The organism is Agrobacterium sp. DE0009, assembly GCF_007680755.1.
Lineage (GTDB): Bacteria > Pseudomonadota > Alphaproteobacteria > Rhizobiales > Rhizobiaceae > Agrobacterium > Agrobacterium tumefaciens_B.
Genome location: NZ_VEIU01000003.1, coordinates 66,584 through 82,929, shown reverse-complemented (window position 1 = coordinate 82,929; position 16,346 = coordinate 66,584). Strand labels below are relative to the sequence as shown.

Sequence of the window (16,346 nt, the reverse complement as noted above, 5' to 3'; positions counted from 1 at the left end):
TCACTTGTCGAATCAGATTTTAACCAAATGTAAACGGGTCATTTTCTGTGCCGCCTGCCGGCTTCTTCCTGAGAGCCGGGTATAAAGGGCAGCGGAAACAGCATCTTCCGGCCGGACCCCGCCGTTGGACACTGGCGATACCGCCTGCGGTCACAAGAAGACGGATTTCCGCAAAAACCTCAAAATAATCTGTTGCATTCCAAAAACGTTTGAGCGATATAGCAGCCGTCGCCGCTTCGGCGGCCCACGGTTCAGCGAACTACCCCGGACCGGTGGATTTGAGCGGGTGTAGCTCAGGGGTAGAGCACAACCTTGCCAAGGTTGGGGTCGAGGGTTCAAATCCCTTCGCCCGCTCCAAAATTTCAGGGCAAGCCGGATAAAGCTTCCTTCAACGATACGGAACGCGTCGTTGTTGCCGGACCGGCCATGCCCCCGTGAAATTCCGCCAATTCATCCGGACGGCCAAAAGACACGGAAACGCCGACATTATTGAAGAAATAACTGTCACAAGGCGCTCGTTGATCTTGGCTTCGGCCGTAAAATGAGTATGGTGGCCTACCGTTTTTTTCCGACCTCAAGAGGGGCATATGCAAGTTCTAGTACGCGATAACAATGTCGACCAGGCATTGCGCATCCTGAAGAAGAAACTCCAGCGCGAAGGCGTCTTCCGCGAAATGCGTCTGCGCGAAGCTTTTGAAAAGCCGTCGATCAAGAAGGCACGTGAGAAGGCAGAAGCTGTCAGCCGCCAGAGAAAGCTTGCCCGCAAGCAGATGCAGCGCGACGGCCTTCTTCCCTCGAAGCCGAAGAAGACCCGGTAACCAGACTTCTGGTATCGTCATCGGCAATGTCGATGGCGCGGTTCTGCGGAAATAGCGGACCGCGATGGTAGTTTTGCGTCTATGCGCCCGGGGCCTCAAGGCTGGCGGGCGCATGCTGTTTTAGGGCCCTGGTCCGATACCTCGTGCAGCGCCTCTGGCATGCCGAAGGTGAGACATTCCGGTCCGCATTGCCGGGCTCCGTACGCGGACGTTCCGCGCCAGCCGCGGCCGCGATGACATCGCCACCCCATTTCCCGTTTTCGCAGATGGAGGAACCGATGCAGGTCAAAGCCGCGATATTGCGCAAGACGAATACGCCCCGCCCCTACGCTATCAGCAAACCGCTGGCGATCGATGAGATCGACCTTGATCCTCCCGGTGCGGGCGAAGTCCTCGTGCGCATCCGCGCGGCTGGACTCTGCCATTCCGATCTTTCCGTCATCAACGGCGACAGGCCCCGCCCAATGCCGATGGCGCTTGGCCACGAAGCCGCCGGCACCGTCGAAGCGCTGGGCGAAGGCGTTGTCGATCTCGAGCCCGGCGATCATGTCGTCATGGTCTTCATGCCGAGTTGCGGACATTGCCTTCCCTGTGCGGAAGGCAGGCCAGCGCTGTGCGAACCGGGCGCAGCCGCCAATGGGGCAGGCACACTGCTGGGTGGCGCAAGGCGGCTGAACTATCGCGGCGAGGCCGTGCACCATCACCTTGGCGTGTCGGCATTTGCCGAATACGCGGTCGTGTCGCGCCATTCGCTGGTTAAGGTCGACCGGGACCTTCCCTTTGTCGAGGCGGCCCTGTTCGGCTGCGCAGTTCTGACCGGCGTCGGCGCCGTCGTGAATACTGCGGCGCTGAAAGCAGGTTCGACCGCTGTTGTCATCGGGCTCGGCGGCGTTGGCCTTGCAGCGGTCCTTGGCGCGCGGGCGGCGGGCGCCAGCAAAATCGTCGCCGTTGACCTTTCCTCCGAAAAACTCGCGCTCGCCCGCGAACTCGGCGCCACTGCCGTCGTGAATGGAGGCGACGAGGATGCTGTCGAGCAGGTGCGCGCCATCACATCTGGGGGCGCGGATTATGCCTTCGAAATGGCGGGGTCCGTCCGTGCGCTTGAAAACGCGTTCAAGATGACCAGACGCGGCGGCACGACGGTGACGGCGGGCTTGCCGCCCCCGGGCGCCGCGCTGCCGGTCAATGTCGTTCAACTCGTCGCGGAAGAGCGAACGCTGAAGGGCAGCTATATCGGCACCTGCGTACCCCTGCGGGATATTCCGCGCTTCATCGCCCTTTATCGCGATGGCCGATTGCCGGTGAACCGTCTTCTAAGCGCAAGGCTCAAGCTCGAGGATATCAACGAGGCTTTCGACCGCTTGCATGATGGCAGCGCGGTCAGGCAGGTCATCGAATTCTGAACCGGGGGCCGGAACGCCCCGCGGAGCCCTAGACATTCGTTCCCGGGACATTGACAAAAAGGTTGCACAAGGTGGCACCCGCCGATTTTAATGACGGGGCGACACATGCAACCAGCCGGCGGGAGGACAACGATGGATGAGGCATACAGGTGGCGGCACATGGCGAGTGCGCCCAAGGACGGTAACCGGATTCTCGTCACGATCGGCGCGTCGGAACAGGGACCGGCCCAGGTTGACCTTGCCTATTGGTCAAAAGGCGATCAATTCGGGGCAGAAGGCTGGCGCTCCTCAGATTCGTCCCCAGGGCGCATCATTGAATATGCGGAAACGGAACTGAAGTGTTGGTTGCCCGTGCCTGCCGCCAATAATGACCGCCCTTCCATGCCGACACCCTGGGAGGGTGAAGACGACCGCGAACTGGACGGATCGGGCATATGACGGCGGTCGGTTCCCTGCACTGAGATCAGGCAGACACGGAAAGGGAGGAGCAACGCCCCTCCCCTTTTGATCGTCAGGCAGGCTCGTCCCAAGCGGGCGCAAGACCATCCGGTGAAACGATGCGGCCGCCGGCAATAGCGCGTGCCCTGATTGTGGCCATCTCCTCGTCAGAAAGCGCAAAGTCGAAAATCGCGACATTTTCCGCGACCCGCGCTTCGCTGACCGTCTTCGACAGCGCAATCACGCCCTCCTGCTGAACGAGCCAGCGCAGCACGATCTGCGCGACGGACTTGCCGTGTCCGGCAGCGATGTCCTTCAGCACAGGGTCGGAAAAGACCTTGCCGTCGGCCATGCCGTAATAGCCGGTGATCGCCATCCCCGCCTCTCTGGCCGCCTCGAGCACGGCGTCCTGGTTGAGATAGGGATGATACTCGATCTGGTTGGTAACGATCGGCGCCTCGGAAAGTGCAACCGACTGGGCCATCAGGTTTCTATTGAAGTTGGAGACGCCGATGTGGCGTACCTTGCCTGCCTTCCTCACCTCGTTCAGCGCGCCGATCTGTTCGGCAAGCGGCACCGCCTCGTTCGGCCAGTGCAGCAGCAGCAGGTCGACATGATCGGTCCTCAGCTTCTTCAGGCTTTCGTCGACGGAAGCGAGAAAGACATCATGCCGGTAATTCTCCACCCACACTTTGGTCGTCAGGAAAATATCGTTGCGGGCGACGCCTGAATTGACGATGACCTCGCCGACCTCTCCCTCGTTGCCGTAAATCTGGGCGGTATCGATATGACGGAAACCGGCCCTCAAGGCGTGGGGAACGATGCGCAGAACATCCGGGCCGGGAATACGGAACGTGCCGAAACCGAGCGCCGGGATCGACGCACCACTGGCAGTCACATTAAACATATATTTTCTCCTTTGAGGTGATCCGGCAGATCGGGTGCTGCCGGAATTTATAGGCAAGTTCAGGCGGTCTTCAGCGTCACCGCGGCGCGCCGATCGAGCGTGCTGCTCCAGATGGTCAGAAGCAGGGCAACCGCGACGAGGATGGCGCCGACCCAGGGTGTGGCTCCTAGACCCATCGGTGATTCCACCACCAGACCGCCGAGCCACGCACCGATGGCGATGCCGAGGTTGAAGGCGGCGATGTTGAGCGCCGAGGCGACATCAACGGCGCCGGGGCGATGCTGCTTGGCAAGCTGCACCACATAGAGCTGCAGGCCGGGCACATTGGCGAAAGAGAGGAAACCAAGCGCGGCAAGCGTGATCAACGTCAGCACCGGCGAAACGGCGGTGAAGGAAAAGACGAGCAGCACGATGGCCTGGGCCAGGAACAGGCCAACGAGGGCCTTGGCCGGATTATGGTTCGCAATCCTGCCGCCGCCGATATTGCCGGCGGCAATGGCGATGCCGTAAAGCACGAGGATCAGGCTGACGCTCTTTTCCGAAAAGCCGGTCACATCCTGCAGGATGGGCGCAAGGAAGGTGAAGGCGACGAAGGTGCCGCCGTAACCGAGTGCCGTCATGGCGAATACGATGAGCAGGCGGCCGGACCCGAGAACCCGCACCTGATCCAGCAGGCTCGCCGGCGGCGCCTTCTTGAGCGTGTTCGGCAGAAGCGTCGCAATGCCCAGAAAGGCGACGATACCGAGGGCGGCAACTGCCCAGAAGGTGGCGCGCCAGCCGAAGACCTGACCGATATAGGTGCCGAGCGGAACACCGGTGACGATGGCGACCGTGAGCCCCATGAACATCATGGCAATGGCCGAGGCGCGGCGGTTTTCCGGCACGAGATCGGCTGCGATAGTGGAGCCGACCGAGAAAAAGACGCCGTGGGCGAAGGCGGCGATGACGCGGGCGACCAGCAGCATCTCATAACTGGGTGAGAGGGCTGCGAGACTGTTACCGACGATGAACAGGGCCATCAGGCCGAGCAGCAGCGGCTTCCTCTCTATCTTCCCGGTCAATGCCGTGAGGATCGGCGCACCGAAGGTCACGCCTAGCGCATAGACGCTGACGATGAGGCCGGCGAGCGGCAGGGTGATATGAAGATCGTTTGCGACGGTTGGCAGCAGACCGACAATGACGAACTCCGTTGTTCCGATCGCATAAGCCGCGATCGTCAGGGCAAATATAGCCAATGGCATGACGAATACCTCTTCGCCCGCAGGGGGATCGCGGGCCTTCTGGACAGCATGTGCTGCCCGGTTGGATCAAATCGATGCAGACAATATGGGCGAAGGGGACTTGCATGATAACAGGCAAAGCCGGATAAATACCTTTGAATTGAATTCATAGGTGGGAAGCGATGGACAACAGGGCCGGAGAGATGGAAGTCTTCGTGGCGGCGGCGGAACTCGGCAGTTTTTCAGCCGCCGGGCGCAGGCTGAAGCTTTCGCCCTCGGCGGTCAGCAAACTTGTCACACGTATCGAAGATCGTCTCGGCACGAGGTTGCTGGCCCGCTCCACCCGGCTCGTCACGCTCACGCCCGAGGGCGAGGTCTATCTGGCGCGGGCACGACGAATCCTCGCCGATATCGCCGAGACCGAGCAGATCGTGGCGAGCGGCGGCAAGGTCGTGCCGCGCGGCCTTCTGCGAGTGAACGCGACGCTCGGCTTCGGCGAACGTTATCTCCTGCCGCTCGCGCCGGAATTCCTGTCGCTCTATCCGGAAATCGAACTCGATATTTCGCTCACCGACGGCGTCATCAGCCTGATCGAGGAACGCACGGACATCGCAATCCGCTCCGGCGCGATGGGCGATTCTTCTTTGAAGGCAAAAAAGCTGAAGGAGGTCCGCCGCGTGATCGTCGCCTCCCCTGCCTATATCGAGCAACATGGTCTGCCGGACACACCGCAGGATCTGGCGCGGCATAATTGCCTGAGTTTTAATTTCAGCCGCAGCCTCAACGAATGGCCGTTCCGCGACCCTGCTTCCGGCGATCTCTATCGCCTTCCTGTCACGGGCAATGCCTCGGTCAATAGCGGCATGGCGATGCGCAGGCTCTGCCTCGCGGGCTTGGGGATGGGGCGCATGGGTGAATTTCACGTCAAGCCCGATATCGAGGCAGGACTGCTCGTGCCGGTGCTGGAGGACCATAATGCCGAGGATCTGGAGGTGATCCACGCCGTCTACGCCGGCCACGAGCATCTCGCCGCCCGGGTACGCGCCTTTATCGATTTCGTTGCCGCGAGAGCCGGGCGGGACTGATCGTTTACATCAGCCCATGCACCAGCTTCGCCAACCAGTCGACAAAAACGCGGACCTTGTTCGTCACATGCCGGGTCTGCGGATAGACCACATAGATCGGCATCGCCTCCCGTCGCCATTCGGAAAGCACCGGCACCAGCTCTCCGCGCGACAGCGCATCCCGCACCATGAAGATCGGCAGCTGCACGATGCCCATGCCGGCGAGCGCCGCATTGAGATAGGTACGGCTGTCGTTGACGGAAACGACATAGTTGGGCGTCAACTCAACGCTGCGTATGCCATTGTCGAAGGAGGCCGGCATGATCTGGCCCGTGGTGGCATTGAGGTAACCCACCGATAAATGATCTTTTTCGAGGTCCTCGGGCTCCTGCGGCATGCCGAACTTCTGGATATAGGACGGCGACGCAAATGTTTCGAACCGGAGTTCGCCTACTTTTCGGGCAATCAGCGACTGATCGCGCAACACGCCGACCCGCAGCGCGCAGTCGACATTTTCAGCGATATAGTCGACCAGACGGTCACCGACGCCGAGGTCGAGGCGGATTTGCGGATAGCGCTGGTAAAATTCACAAAGATGTGGGATAACGACGAGGTCCGCAAAGACACCTGCCATTTCCACACGCAACCGGCCCGACGGCTGCACCTGTGCGCTGGACATGCTGCCGTCAAGTTCTTCAATTTCCGATAAAATCTGCGATGCGCGCTCATAATAGAGAGCACCGTCCGTCGTCAGCATGACCCGCCGCGTCGTGCGGTTGAGAAGCGTGGTCTGCAAGTGCGCCTCGAGCGCCTGTACCATGTTGGTAACCGTGGTTTTCGGCATGCTCAGCGCGGTCGCGGCCCGGCTGAAATTACCGGTTTCCACGACCCGCGTAAAAACCCGCATGGCGGAAAGCTGATCCATGATGCGATTATCCGTATATTTGGAATAGTGTTTTCATTTTAGCGTAGTTGATCATTTTTCCCCGAACAATAATATGAATTTCAGATTTTGCAAATATGGTGCACCGCCGATGGTGGCGCACGGGACCGGATCAGATGAACGCGCACTGGGAAAACATCAAAAGCTGCGGGGGCCTCGCATCCCAGCTTTCCGTGCGCCGGTATGAGGGTGCAAACCTTTGCAGCCAGCCGCCCGTGGTGCTTTACCTGCGCGGCGGATCGTTTCTGCAACCCGGCCTTGAGCCTGATGGCAATTGCCCCGAGCTTCCGGTGGCCCGCGCGCTTGCGGAAAGCGGCGCAGTGGTCGTGGAAGCCGACTACAGCAAGCCGTCCGGCAACGAGTTTCCGATGGTTATCGACTGTGCTTACGAGGCGCTCGATCATCTGAACCGGGATCGCAAGCATTATGGCGGCGCGAAATCGCTGCTGTTCGTGGCCGGCGAAGAAGCTGGTGGAAATGTGGCGGCGGGGCTTGCCTTGAAGGCCCGTGACCGCATGCCCGGCAAGCTCGCAGGCCAGATACTTCTGTCGCCCATGATCGACCCGATGATGACGACGGAATCCTTCCGCGACGCGGACAGGATCGGCATGCGCCAGCGCTGGGCGGATGGCTGGAGCCATTACCTTGCCAAGGCCTGCGGGTTTTTCCACCCCTATGCCGCACCCTGCCAGTGCACGCGGCTGAACCGGGTAGCGCCGGCGCTGATCTTTACCGCCGAGGATGATCCTCTGCGCGACGAGACGGTCAATTATGGAGACCGCCTTATCGCCTCGGGTGTCAGCGTCCGGAGCCATGTTTTCCCCGCCGGCGTCGGCTGGACGGGGCTTTATCAAGGAGAGGGCGGCGGATGGGTCCCATCCATCTGTTCGGAGTTCAAGACTTTCGTTGACCAGTTAAAACACTGAATACCGCATTTATTGAGAAACTGATCGGCTCCTGATCTGGGGCCAAGGAGATACCCATGACGCTGAACACAAAGCGCCGGGCCCTGACGGGCGCCGGCATCGGGCTTGCCGTGTCCGTTGCAGCCGCAGCACTGTTTTTCGACCTCCCCACCAGCCGCAACGCAACGGCCGCTTCCACGCCCGCTGAAACACCGGCAATCCCGGTCACCGTCGCGAAGGTGGAAAGCCGCGACGTGATGCGCTGGGAGGAATTTTCCGGCCGTCTGGAAGCCGTAGACCGGGTGCAGATCCGCTCCCGCGTCGCCGGCCAGATCAAGGCCGTGCATTTCCGCGAAGGCGCGCTGGTGAAGGAAGGCGATCCCCTCTTCACCATCGACCCGGCCCCCTATCAGGCCGCCGTTGCCGGCGCTGAAGGGCAGGTCGCCTCGGCCGAAGCCAAGGTGAGCCTCGCGAAAACCGAACTCGACCGTGGCCGCCGGCTTTCCGACAATCGCACGATCTCCCAGAGCGATCTCGACCAGCGCCAGAGCTCGTTTGCGGATGCCGAAGCCCAGCTTCGCGCCGCCCGCGCAGCATTGACGACGGCGCAACTCGATCTCGGCTACACCGAAATCCGCGCCCCTGTTTCGGGCCGGGTCGGCCGCATCGAAATCACCGCCGGCAACCTCGTCGCCGCTGGCTCCACCTCGCCGGCCCTGACGACACTCGTCTCGGTCAACCCGATCTATGCAAGCTTCAATGCCAGCGAAGGCACGGTGGCGAAGGCTCTTGCCGAGCTGCCGAAAACCGATGGCGCCCTGCCCGCTCTGGAACAGATACCGGTTGAAATCGGCACGCTTTCGGATGAAGGCACGCCGATCAAGGGCACGCTGCACCTGATCGACAACCAGGTCGACTCGGCCAGCGGCACCATCGGTGTGCGCGCCATCTTCGACAATCCGGACGGCAGACTGATCCCCGGCCAGTTCGTGCGGGTCCGCATGGGCGAACCGAAGCCGGAAAACCGCATCGTCATCAGCGACCGCGCCATCGGCACGGACCAGGACAAGCGCTTCGTCTTCGTGGTCGATGCCGAAAACAAGGTGAGCTACCGCCAGATCAAGCCGGGCGCACCGGCAGACGGCCAGCGCATCATCGACAGCGGTCTTGCCGCGGGTGATACGATCGTCGTCAACGGCCTGCAGCGTATCCGTCCCGGCGCGACCATCGCACCGCAGGCGGAAGACAAGGTTGCTGCCTCGCAGTAACCCACCTCTTTGATCAGTAGGCGTCCCGCGCTTTCGCGAGACGCGCATTCAGACAGAACCGGCCTTCAACGGCGGCAATCCTGCCGCCGGAGCGGCCTTCGCATTCCAAAATATACCCGGAGAGGGACTGGATATGAATATTTCCAGATTTTTTGTCGACCGGCCGGTATTCGCCGGCGTCTTGTCGATCCTGATTGTGGTGGCAGGCCTTCTTGGCATGCGCGCCCTGCCGATTTCGGAATATCCCGAAGTCGTTCCGCCATCCGTCGTCGTGCGCGCCACCTATCCCGGTGCGAACCCGACCGTTATCGCTGAAACCGTCGCGACACCGCTCGAAGAACAGATCAACGGTGTCGAGGACATGCTCTATATGGGCAGCCAGGCGACATCGGACGGCGTGCTGACGCTCACCGTCACCTTCAAGCTCGGCACGGACCCCGACAAGGCCCAGCAGCTGGTGCAGAACCGCGTCTCGCAGGCCGAACCGCGCCTGCCGGCGGAAGTGCGTGCGCTCGGCATCACCACGGTGAAGAGCTCGCCCGACTTCATCATGGTCGTCAACCTTGTTTCCAAGACCGACGCCTATGACATCACCTACCTGCGCAACTATGCGACGCTGAACGTCAAGGACCGCCTCGCCCGCATCGAAGGTGTCGGCCAGGTGCAGGTCTTCGGCGCAGGTGACTATTCCATGCGCGTCTGGCTCGACCCGCAGAAAGTGGCCGAACATGATCTGGCTGCCAGTGACGTTTCCGACGCCATCCGCCAGCAGAATGTGCAGGCCGCAGCCGGCGTCATCGGCGCTTCGCCGAGCCCGAACGGCGTCGACCTGCAGCTCAACGTCAATGCCCAGGGCCGTCTGACGACGCCGGAAGAATTCGGCAACATCATCGTCAAGAGCGGCGCGAACGGCGAAATCACCCGCCTGCGCGATGTCGCGCGCATCGAACTCGGCGCAGCAGACTACACGCTGCGTTCGCTGCTCGATGGTGAACCCGCCGTGGCTGTCGCGGTCCTTCAGGCCCCCGGCTCCAACGCCATCGAAATCGCCGACAATGTCCGCGCCACCATGGACAATCTGCAACTGGCCATGCCCGATGGCGTGAAATACGAGATCGTCTACGATACGACGAAATTCGTGCGCTCCTCCATCGAGAAGGTTGTCGATACACTCCTCGAGGCCGTTGGCCTCGTGGTGCTTGTCGTCATCCTCTTCCTCCAGACCTGGCGCGCCTCGATCATTCCGCTGATCGCCGTTCCGGTCTCGATCATCGGCACCTTCGCCGTCATGTATGCCTTCGGCTTTTCCATCAACGCGTTGACGCTGTTCGGGCTCGTGCTCGCCATCGGCATCGTGGTGGATGATGCCATCGTGGTCGTCGAAAACGTCGAGCGAAACATCGAAAACGGGCTCTCGCCGCGTGACGCCACCTACAAGGCCATGCGCGAAGTCTCCGGGCCGATCATCGCCATTGCGCTGGTTCTGGTCGCGGTCTTCGTGCCGCTTGCCTTCATCTCCGGCCTATCCGGCCAGTTCTACCGGCAGTTCGCGCTGACGATCGCCATCTCCACCGTCATTTCGGCCATCAACTCGCTGACGCTGTCACCCGCTCTTGCGGCCCTGCTGCTGAAGGAACACGGCGCGCCGAAGGACTGGCTCACCCGCTTCATGGACAAGATACTCGGCTGGTTCTTCCGTGGCTTCAACCGTGCCTTCGGCGCGGCCTCGAACGGCTACGGCAAGACGGTCGGCGGCTTGGTGACACGCAAGAGCTTGGTGATGATCGTTTACATGGCGCTGGTGGCTGCCACCTATGGCATGTTCACGACAGTGCCGAGCGGCTTCGTGCCAGCGCAGGACAAGCAGTATCTGATCGGTTTCGCCCAGCTTCCCGATGGCGCAACGCTCGACCGCACCGAGAACGTCATCAAGCGGATGAGCGCGATCGCCATGGAAACGCCCGGTGTCAGCCACGCCATCGCCTTCCCGGGCCTGTCGATCAACGGCTTCACCATCGGCTCCAACTCCGGCATCGTCTTTGCGGTTCTCGATGACTTCGAAAAGCGCAAGACACCGGAACTCTCCGGCGGCGCCATCGCCATGCAGCTGAACCAGAAGTTCGCCGGCATTCAGGATGCCTTTATCGCCATGTTCCCGCCGCCGCCGGTCAACGGTCTCGGCCAGACAGGCGGCTTCAAACTGCAGATCGAAGACCGCGCCGGCTACGGCTACCAGACGCTGGACGAAGCGGCGAAGGCCGTCATCGCCAAGGCCTATCAGACACCGGAGCTGGCGGGCATCTTCTCCAGCTACCAGATCAACGTGCCGCAGCTCTTCGCCGATCTCGACCGCGCCAAGGCCGAACAGCTGGGCGTCTCCGTCAGCGACGTCTTCCAGACGCTGCAGATTTATCTCGGCTCGCTCTACGTCAATGACTTCAACGCCTTCGGCCGCACATACAGCGTCCGTGTGCAGGCGGACTCGCAGTTCCGCGCCCATGCGGAAGATATTGGCCGCCTGAAGGTTCGCTCCGCAACGGGTCAGATGATCCCGCTGTCGACGCTCCTGAAGGTGGATGCAACGACTGGACCGGAACGCACCAACCGTTATAACGGCTTCCTCGCAGCCGATATCAATGGTGGACCGGCACCCGGCTTCTCATCAGGTCAGGCGCAGGCGGCGATCGAGAAGATCCTTGCCGAAACCCTGCCCGCGGGGATCGATTATGAATGGACGGATCTGACCTACCAGCAGATTCTCGCCGGCAACTCCAGCATCGTGGTCTTCCCGCTGGCGCTGCTGCTCGTCTATCTCGTGCTCGCCGCGCAATATGAAAGCCTGACCCTGCCGATTGCGATCATCCTGATCGTGCCGCTCGGCGTACTTGCGGCCCTGACGGGCGTCTGGCTGACGGGAGGGGATAACAACATCTTTACGCAGATCGGCCTTGTCGTCCTTGTGGGTCTCTCGGCGAAAAACGCGATCCTGATCGTGGAATTCGCCCGGGAACTGGAATTCGAGGGACGAACGCCGCTTCAGGCGGCCATCGAGGCAAGCCGGCTTCGCCTGCGCCCGATCCTGATGACCTCGCTCGCCTTCATCATGGGCGTGGTGCCTCTGGTCGTCTCGACAGGTGCCGGTGCGGAAATGCGCGCCGCCATGGGTGTCGCGGTCTTCTCCGGCATGATCGGCGTGACGTTCTTCGGCATCTTCATGACACCGGTCTTCTACGTGCTGGTGCGCAAACTGGCGGGCAACCGCCCGCTCATCCAGCACAAAGAGGAAGAACCGGCCAACTCGGACTACAAGCTCGAAAAGGCCGGCTGAGGCCGACACCTATCCACCGCAACCTTCGACGCAAGCCCGCCGCGCATCCCAAGATGCGCGGCGTTTTATTGGCTGGAATATTCGTGACGCTTTACTGAAATAGAATCTGTTTCAGCCAGTTACACGCCAATCCTGCTACAACGTCTCAGTGCCGAAGCTTTTGGAATGAAATATAGACGCCCTAGCCGGGCGGAACTTTAAGAAAAGGCGCGCTTTTTTAGTTAAAATTCTGTGATAAATTGAAAAGCAGGGTGATTCGGACTAAATGATTTAGTTCAGGGGCGGCATGATGGAGCAGGACTACGAGAACTGGGCGACGACCGTTGCCTATTCGATCGTGATGCATGAGGGTCTCGACCTCGCGCTTTCCGCGCAAAATCTCGACAGGGGCAAGATCCGGAACAACCGCGAGCGTCTGATGGAAGCCATCCGAACCTCGTTGCTGGAAGCCCGCTCGCGCAGCGGCCAGATGACGGTGGCCTGAGGCTCACCAAAGTGCATCAATAGCCGACAAATTCAGGCCGCCAGCAGGTCGGTCCGCACCGCCGCCTTCAGCGGCAGATGGTCGGAGGCGATGCGCGCCAGAGCGCTGTCATGCGCCTCCACCTGCTCGATCAGCCCTTCTCGATTGGCGATGATCCTGTCGAGCGCCAGCACCGGCAGGTTGGACGGAAAACTCGGCACCGCCGGCGGCAGGGCGCCGAACGCATCCCGGAACGTATTGAGCGACGAGCCATTGCCGAGGCGCCATTCATTGAGATCGCCGAGAAGGATGGTGGGGCATTCGTCGCGTGCTTCCAGAAGGCCAAGCAAGGCTTTCGCCTGCTGGGCGCGGGAGTGCCGCAGAAGACCGAAATGGGCAGCGATGACACGCAGCACGCTGCCGTTTTTCAGATCAAGTTCCACGACCAGCGCGCCGCGCGGCTCAAGCCCCGGCAGCTTCAGCGTGTGCACGTCGCGCACCGCGCCTTCCCTGAACAGAACGACATTGCCGTGCCAGCCATGCGCCTTCACCCCCGGTTGCACGGGGACAGGCACCAGCCCGCTCTCCCGTTCCAGCCGGGCGAGATCGAGCAGGCCGGTGCGCTCGCCAAAACGGCTGTCCGCTTCCTGAAGCGCGATGATGTCGGCGCCGATTTCCTGAATGACGCGGCTCGTGCGATCGGGATCGAACTTGCGGTCGCGGCCAACACATTTGTGGACGTTATAGGAAGCGATGATGGGAAACTGGTGGGCCTTTTCCTCAGGCTTGGCATTCTGCCGCTGGCGGTGATTGCGCAGCGAGTTCATCACGAAGGCAGGCAGGCTGGTGTTTCTGGCCAACACCGCTTTTTCGTTTTCCAGCATGCCGTCTTTTTTCACACGTCATCTCCGTTCAAAGATAGGGCGAGGCAAGCCACAGAACCCGTTCCACGAAACGAACAACGAATGGACGCGCTTTCAGTTCGCTCAGTCTCACAGGTATTGCAGCGTCGCGTGCCGTCGAAATCGTCTGGCTGATGGTCTGGCCGAAGCCGTCGTCCATCACCTCTAGATCAATCTCAAAATTCAGTCGCAAAGAGCGCGGATCGAGGTTGGAGGACCCGATGTAACTCCACCGCCCGTCGATCACCAGCATCTTCGAATGATTGAATGGTCCGGTCGCCCTCCATATGCGACAATAATTGCGCAGCATCTGATCGAATTGCGCCGTCATGGCCCGATCCACCAGTACCAGATTGTTGCTCTTCGGCACGACGATATCCACGACCACGCCGCGCCGCGCCGCTGTTATGAGCGCTGAAATAAGCTCGCGATCCGGGAGAAAATAGGGCGACATGATGAGAATGGACGAGCGCGCAATGGAAAATGCGCCGGTCAGCATTTTGTGATTGGTCTCGATGCTTTTGTCAGGCCCGGACGAGCAAACGCGGGAAATGAGTTGCGAGCCCGGTATGCCGTCGGGGATCGCGATATCCCAGACCGCCGTATCCAGCACTTCCTTGGTCGTGAAGCGCCAGTCTTCCGCAGCAATCGAGAAAAAATCAGAGACCACGGGACCGGTGATCTTGAAATGCGTGTCATGGGACTGGCTCTCACCGGCGAATTCCCGTGTAAATCCTTCGCGAATATTCATGCCGCCGCTGAAGGCAACGCGCCCGTCCACAACGAGAATCTTGCGGTGGGTGCGAAGATTGGCATAGGGCAGGCGCAGGCCCATGATGACATTGCCGTTGAAGACCGCTGCGACGATGCCTTTTTCGCGCAGCGTCGGCAGAATGCTCGGCACCGAATATCGCGCGCCGACCGCATCGATCAGCACCCGAACCTCGACTCCCCGCTGCTGCGCCCTCTCCAGTGCTGCAACGAAGCGCATGCCGATCCGGTCATTGTCGAAAATATAGGTTTCGAGGATGATCGACCGTTTCGCCTGTTCGATGGCCTCCAGCATGGCTTCATAAGCGAGATCGCCAGTCACCAGCGGCTCGATGCTGTTACCCGTCGTCAGCGCGTGGCGGGTCACCCGGTCGCCAAGGATTTTCATCGCCGCGAAGCGTCGCCCCACCCGCTCGGCAACCAGATCGCCGCCGGCGTCGAACCGCGCGACACGATCCATGATCTCGTCCTGCATGAAGGACCGCTGCTGCGTGATTGTGGATCGGCGGATGCGGTTGATGCCGGCAATCGCGTAGATGACGGCGCCGACGATCGGCGACAAGACGATAACGCCAACCCAGCCGAGCGCCGAGCGAACTTCTTCCTTGGTCATCGTGGCATGCACGGCCGCAACGGTACCCATGATAACGGAGAGGACGGCAAGGATATGAGGCCAATAGGCAATGACGAGATCGAGCATGGTACGACTATAGGGTATCGACCGGGAAAGTGTAACGCGGATTTCCGATATGCCGTTGCATAAACAAAAACATAGAGGTGCCCACCTGATTGCAACGCGGCAGCTCTCCGGCGTCGTCGACATGCCCTCCCCCGCCATGCTTTAGCGGGACCGACCCTTGCGGGAATAAGGGTGGAAACCGGACGTGCGATATGTCATGAGAGCGCATCTTGATCTTTGGGCAGGGGTTCTTGCGGGATTTCTGCGACGTATGAAAGCAAGAAGGCCGTGATGCAGGACAATACGCAGGGTGCCGTCATCGTCATTTCCAGCCACGTCATGCGTGGCTCCGTCGGCAACCGCGCCGCCGTCTTTGCGCTGGAGACGCTTGGTTATCCGGTCTGGGCGGTGCCGACCATCGTCATGCCCTGGCATCCCGGGCACGGCCCCTCCACCCGCATGCGCTTTCAGGAAGACGATTTCGACAAGGCAATGAGCGACCTCGAAAACGCCAGATGGATAGGCGAGGTTAAGGCCGTACTGACCGGCTATTTCGGCAGCGCCGCGCAGGTTCGCTCCACCGCAAGGCTGATCCGCAACCTCAAGGAAAAGAACCCGGCGCTGATCTACGCCTGCGATCCGGTCATGGGCGATCTCGGCGGGCTCTATATTCCGCTCGAGACCGCCGAAGCCATCCGCGACGAGCTCATTCCGCTGGCGACTGTCGCGACGCCTAACCGATACGAACTGGCGTGGATGAGTGGCGCGGAGCTTGAGACCAACAATGCCATCATGGATGCCGCCCTCGCCCTCGGCCCGCCGAAAATGCTGGTCACCTCGGCCGTACCGATGATGACGGGCGGCACCGGCAATCTTTATCTCAGCGGCCGCCATGCGCTTCTCGCCGAACACCGCGCCATCGAAAATGCACCGAACGGCCTCGGCGACCTGATGTCGGCGCTGTTCCTCGCCCGCCTGCTGGAGGGTCTGGACGATGAAAAGGCGCTGCAGCTGGCAACCGCCAGCGTGTTCGAAGTCCTCGCCCGCACCAAAAAACGCGACATGAACGAACTGACGCTGGAGACCGACTCGTCAAGTCTCTCCACACCCATGGCCATGGTGCAGATGCGTCATCTCTTGCATCCTTCGCGCAGCAGGCGCAAATAGCGGGCAGAGCATCTCCAGGAAAATCGGGGCGGGTTTTCCAACCGGAATGCGGCACATAGGGAGTTGGGGC

Annotated in this window: 14 protein-coding genes and 1 tRNA gene; 10 read left to right on the top strand and 5 right to left on the bottom strand. The window is 60.9% G+C overall.

Features of this window, described 5'->3' with window-relative positions; genetic code table 11:
* The first annotated feature begins 282 nt into the window (after nucleotides 1-282).
* The 4 genes from FS804_RS13050 (at nucleotide 283) to FS804_RS13035 (ending at nucleotide 2,659) form a co-directional block, all read left to right on the top strand.
* Nucleotides 283-357, top strand: a tRNA-Gly gene (locus tag FS804_RS13050).
* Nucleotides 358-587: 230 nt separating this feature from the next.
* Nucleotides 588-818, top strand: a complete 231-nt coding sequence (rpsU, locus tag FS804_RS13045; RefSeq protein WP_063948077.1) for a 30S ribosomal protein S21 — start codon at nucleotides 588-590, stop codon at nucleotides 816-818.
* Between the two features lie 278 nt (nucleotides 819-1,096).
* Nucleotides 1,097-2,221: a zinc-dependent alcohol dehydrogenase family protein gene (locus FS804_RS13040; protein WP_144577035.1), complete on the top strand. Its 1,125-nt coding sequence runs from the start codon at nucleotides 1,097-1,099 to the stop codon at nucleotides 2,219-2,221.
* A gap of 132 nt (nucleotides 2,222-2,353) precedes the next feature.
* Entirely contained in the window at nucleotides 2,354-2,659 is a 306-nt protein-coding gene (locus FS804_RS13035; protein WP_144577034.1) for a hypothetical protein, read from the top strand.
* 73 nt (nucleotides 2,660-2,732) lie between these two features.
* Here FS804_RS13035 and FS804_RS13030 read toward each other — a convergent pair whose 3' ends face one another.
* Nucleotides 2,733-3,566 carry an aldo/keto reductase gene (locus tag FS804_RS13030; RefSeq protein WP_144577033.1) on the bottom strand — a complete coding sequence of 278 codons (834 nt, stop codon included), beginning with the start codon at nucleotides 3,564-3,566 and terminating at the stop codon, nucleotides 2,733-2,735.
* Between the two features lie 59 nt (nucleotides 3,567-3,625).
* The gene (locus FS804_RS13025) at nucleotides 3,626-4,807 is read right to left on the bottom strand and encodes an MFS transporter (protein WP_144577032.1); all 1,182 of its coding nucleotides are present in this window, start codon (nucleotides 4,805-4,807) and stop codon (nucleotides 3,626-3,628) included.
* Nucleotides 4,808-4,968: 161 nt separating this feature from the next.
* Between FS804_RS13025 and FS804_RS13020 the strand changes: the two genes are divergently transcribed.
* The gene (locus FS804_RS13020; RefSeq protein ID WP_144577031.1) at nucleotides 4,969-5,871 is read left to right on the top strand and encodes a LysR family transcriptional regulator; all 903 of its coding nucleotides are present in this window, start codon (nucleotides 4,969-4,971) and stop codon (nucleotides 5,869-5,871) included.
* Between the two features lie 4 nt (nucleotides 5,872-5,875).
* Here FS804_RS13020 and FS804_RS13015 read toward each other — a convergent pair whose 3' ends face one another.
* On the bottom strand, nucleotides 5,876-6,775 hold the full coding sequence (locus FS804_RS13015; RefSeq protein WP_063948083.1) for a LysR family transcriptional regulator: 900 nt from the start codon (nucleotides 6,773-6,775) through the stop codon (nucleotides 5,876-5,878).
* A 134-nt stretch (nucleotides 6,776-6,909) separates the two neighbouring features.
* Here FS804_RS13015 and FS804_RS13010 point away from each other — a divergent pair, with 134 nt between their 5' ends.
* The 4 genes from FS804_RS13010 to FS804_RS12995 all read left to right on the top strand — a co-directional run bounded on the left by FS804_RS13010 (nucleotide 6,910) and on the right by FS804_RS12995 (nucleotide 12,778).
* Nucleotides 6,910-7,719, top strand: a complete 810-nt coding sequence (locus tag FS804_RS13010; protein ID WP_063948084.1) for an alpha/beta hydrolase fold domain-containing protein — start codon at nucleotides 6,910-6,912, stop codon at nucleotides 7,717-7,719.
* Between the two features lie 56 nt (nucleotides 7,720-7,775).
* Nucleotides 7,776-8,966: an efflux RND transporter periplasmic adaptor subunit gene (locus FS804_RS13005; RefSeq protein WP_144577030.1), complete on the top strand. Its 1,191-nt coding sequence runs from the start codon at nucleotides 7,776-7,778 to the stop codon at nucleotides 8,964-8,966.
* Between the two features lie 133 nt (nucleotides 8,967-9,099).
* Nucleotides 9,100-12,294, top strand: a complete 3,195-nt coding sequence (locus tag FS804_RS13000; RefSeq protein WP_144577029.1) for an efflux RND transporter permease subunit — start codon at nucleotides 9,100-9,102, stop codon at nucleotides 12,292-12,294.
* Nucleotides 12,295-12,580: 286 nt separating this feature from the next.
* On the top strand, nucleotides 12,581-12,778 hold the full coding sequence (locus tag FS804_RS12995; protein ID WP_186376792.1) for a hypothetical protein: 198 nt from the start codon (nucleotides 12,581-12,583) through the stop codon (nucleotides 12,776-12,778).
* Between the two features lie 32 nt (nucleotides 12,779-12,810).
* On the opposite strand, the gene FS804_RS12990 is transcribed toward FS804_RS12995, so the two are convergent.
* Both FS804_RS12990 and FS804_RS12985 read right to left on the bottom strand, forming a co-directional pair.
* Nucleotides 12,811-13,656, bottom strand: coding sequence for an endonuclease/exonuclease/phosphatase family protein (locus FS804_RS12990; protein ID WP_144577028.1), 846 nt, complete (start codon nucleotides 13,654-13,656; stop codon nucleotides 12,811-12,813).
* A gap of 13 nt (nucleotides 13,657-13,669) precedes the next feature.
* Entirely contained in the window at nucleotides 13,670-15,130 is a 1,461-nt protein-coding gene (locus FS804_RS12985) for a phosphatidylserine/phosphatidylglycerophosphate/cardiolipin synthase family protein (RefSeq protein ID WP_063948091.1), read from the bottom strand.
* A 270-nt stretch (nucleotides 15,131-15,400) separates the two neighbouring features.
* Between FS804_RS12985 and pdxY the strand changes: the two genes are divergently transcribed.
* A complete protein-coding gene (gene pdxY / locus FS804_RS12980) occupies nucleotides 15,401-16,276 on the top strand; it encodes a pyridoxal kinase PdxY (RefSeq protein WP_144577027.1) in 876 nt (291 codons plus the stop codon).
* Nucleotides 16,277-16,346: the final 70 nt, after the last annotated feature.

Coding starts and splice junctions, on each gene's coding strand:
- FS804_RS13025 (WP_144577032.1), bottom strand. CDS start 4,807: ATGCCATTGGCTATATTTGCCCTGACGATCGCGGCTTATGCGATCGGA.
- FS804_RS13020 (WP_144577031.1), top strand. CDS start 4,969: ATGGACAACAGGGCCGGAGAGATGGAAGTCTTCGTGGCGGCGGCGGAA.
- FS804_RS12985 (WP_063948091.1), bottom strand. CDS start 15,130: ATGCTCGATCTCGTCATTGCCTATTGGCCTCATATCCTTGCCGTCCTC.
- FS804_RS12995 (WP_186376792.1), top strand. CDS start 12,581: ATGATGGAGCAGGACTACGAGAACTGGGCGACGACCGTTGCCTATTCG.
- FS804_RS13035 (WP_144577034.1), top strand. CDS start 2,354: ATGGATGAGGCATACAGGTGGCGGCACATGGCGAGTGCGCCCAAGGAC.
- FS804_RS13015 (WP_063948083.1), bottom strand. CDS start 6,775: ATGGATCAGCTTTCCGCCATGCGGGTTTTTACGCGGGTCGTGGAAACC.
- FS804_RS13005 (WP_144577030.1), top strand. CDS start 7,776: ATGACGCTGAACACAAAGCGCCGGGCCCTGACGGGCGCCGGCATCGGG.
- rpsU (WP_063948077.1), top strand. CDS start 588: ATGCAAGTTCTAGTACGCGATAACAATGTCGACCAGGCATTGCGCATC.
- pdxY (WP_144577027.1), top strand. CDS start 15,401: ATGCAGGACAATACGCAGGGTGCCGTCATCGTCATTTCCAGCCACGTC.
- FS804_RS13030 (WP_144577033.1), bottom strand. CDS start 3,566: ATGTTTAATGTGACTGCCAGTGGTGCGTCGATCCCGGCGCTCGGTTTC.
- FS804_RS13010 (WP_063948084.1), top strand. CDS start 6,910: ATGAACGCGCACTGGGAAAACATCAAAAGCTGCGGGGGCCTCGCATCC.
- FS804_RS13040 (WP_144577035.1), top strand. CDS start 1,097: ATGCAGGTCAAAGCCGCGATATTGCGCAAGACGAATACGCCCCGCCCC.
- FS804_RS13000 (WP_144577029.1), top strand. CDS start 9,100: ATGAATATTTCCAGATTTTTTGTCGACCGGCCGGTATTCGCCGGCGTC.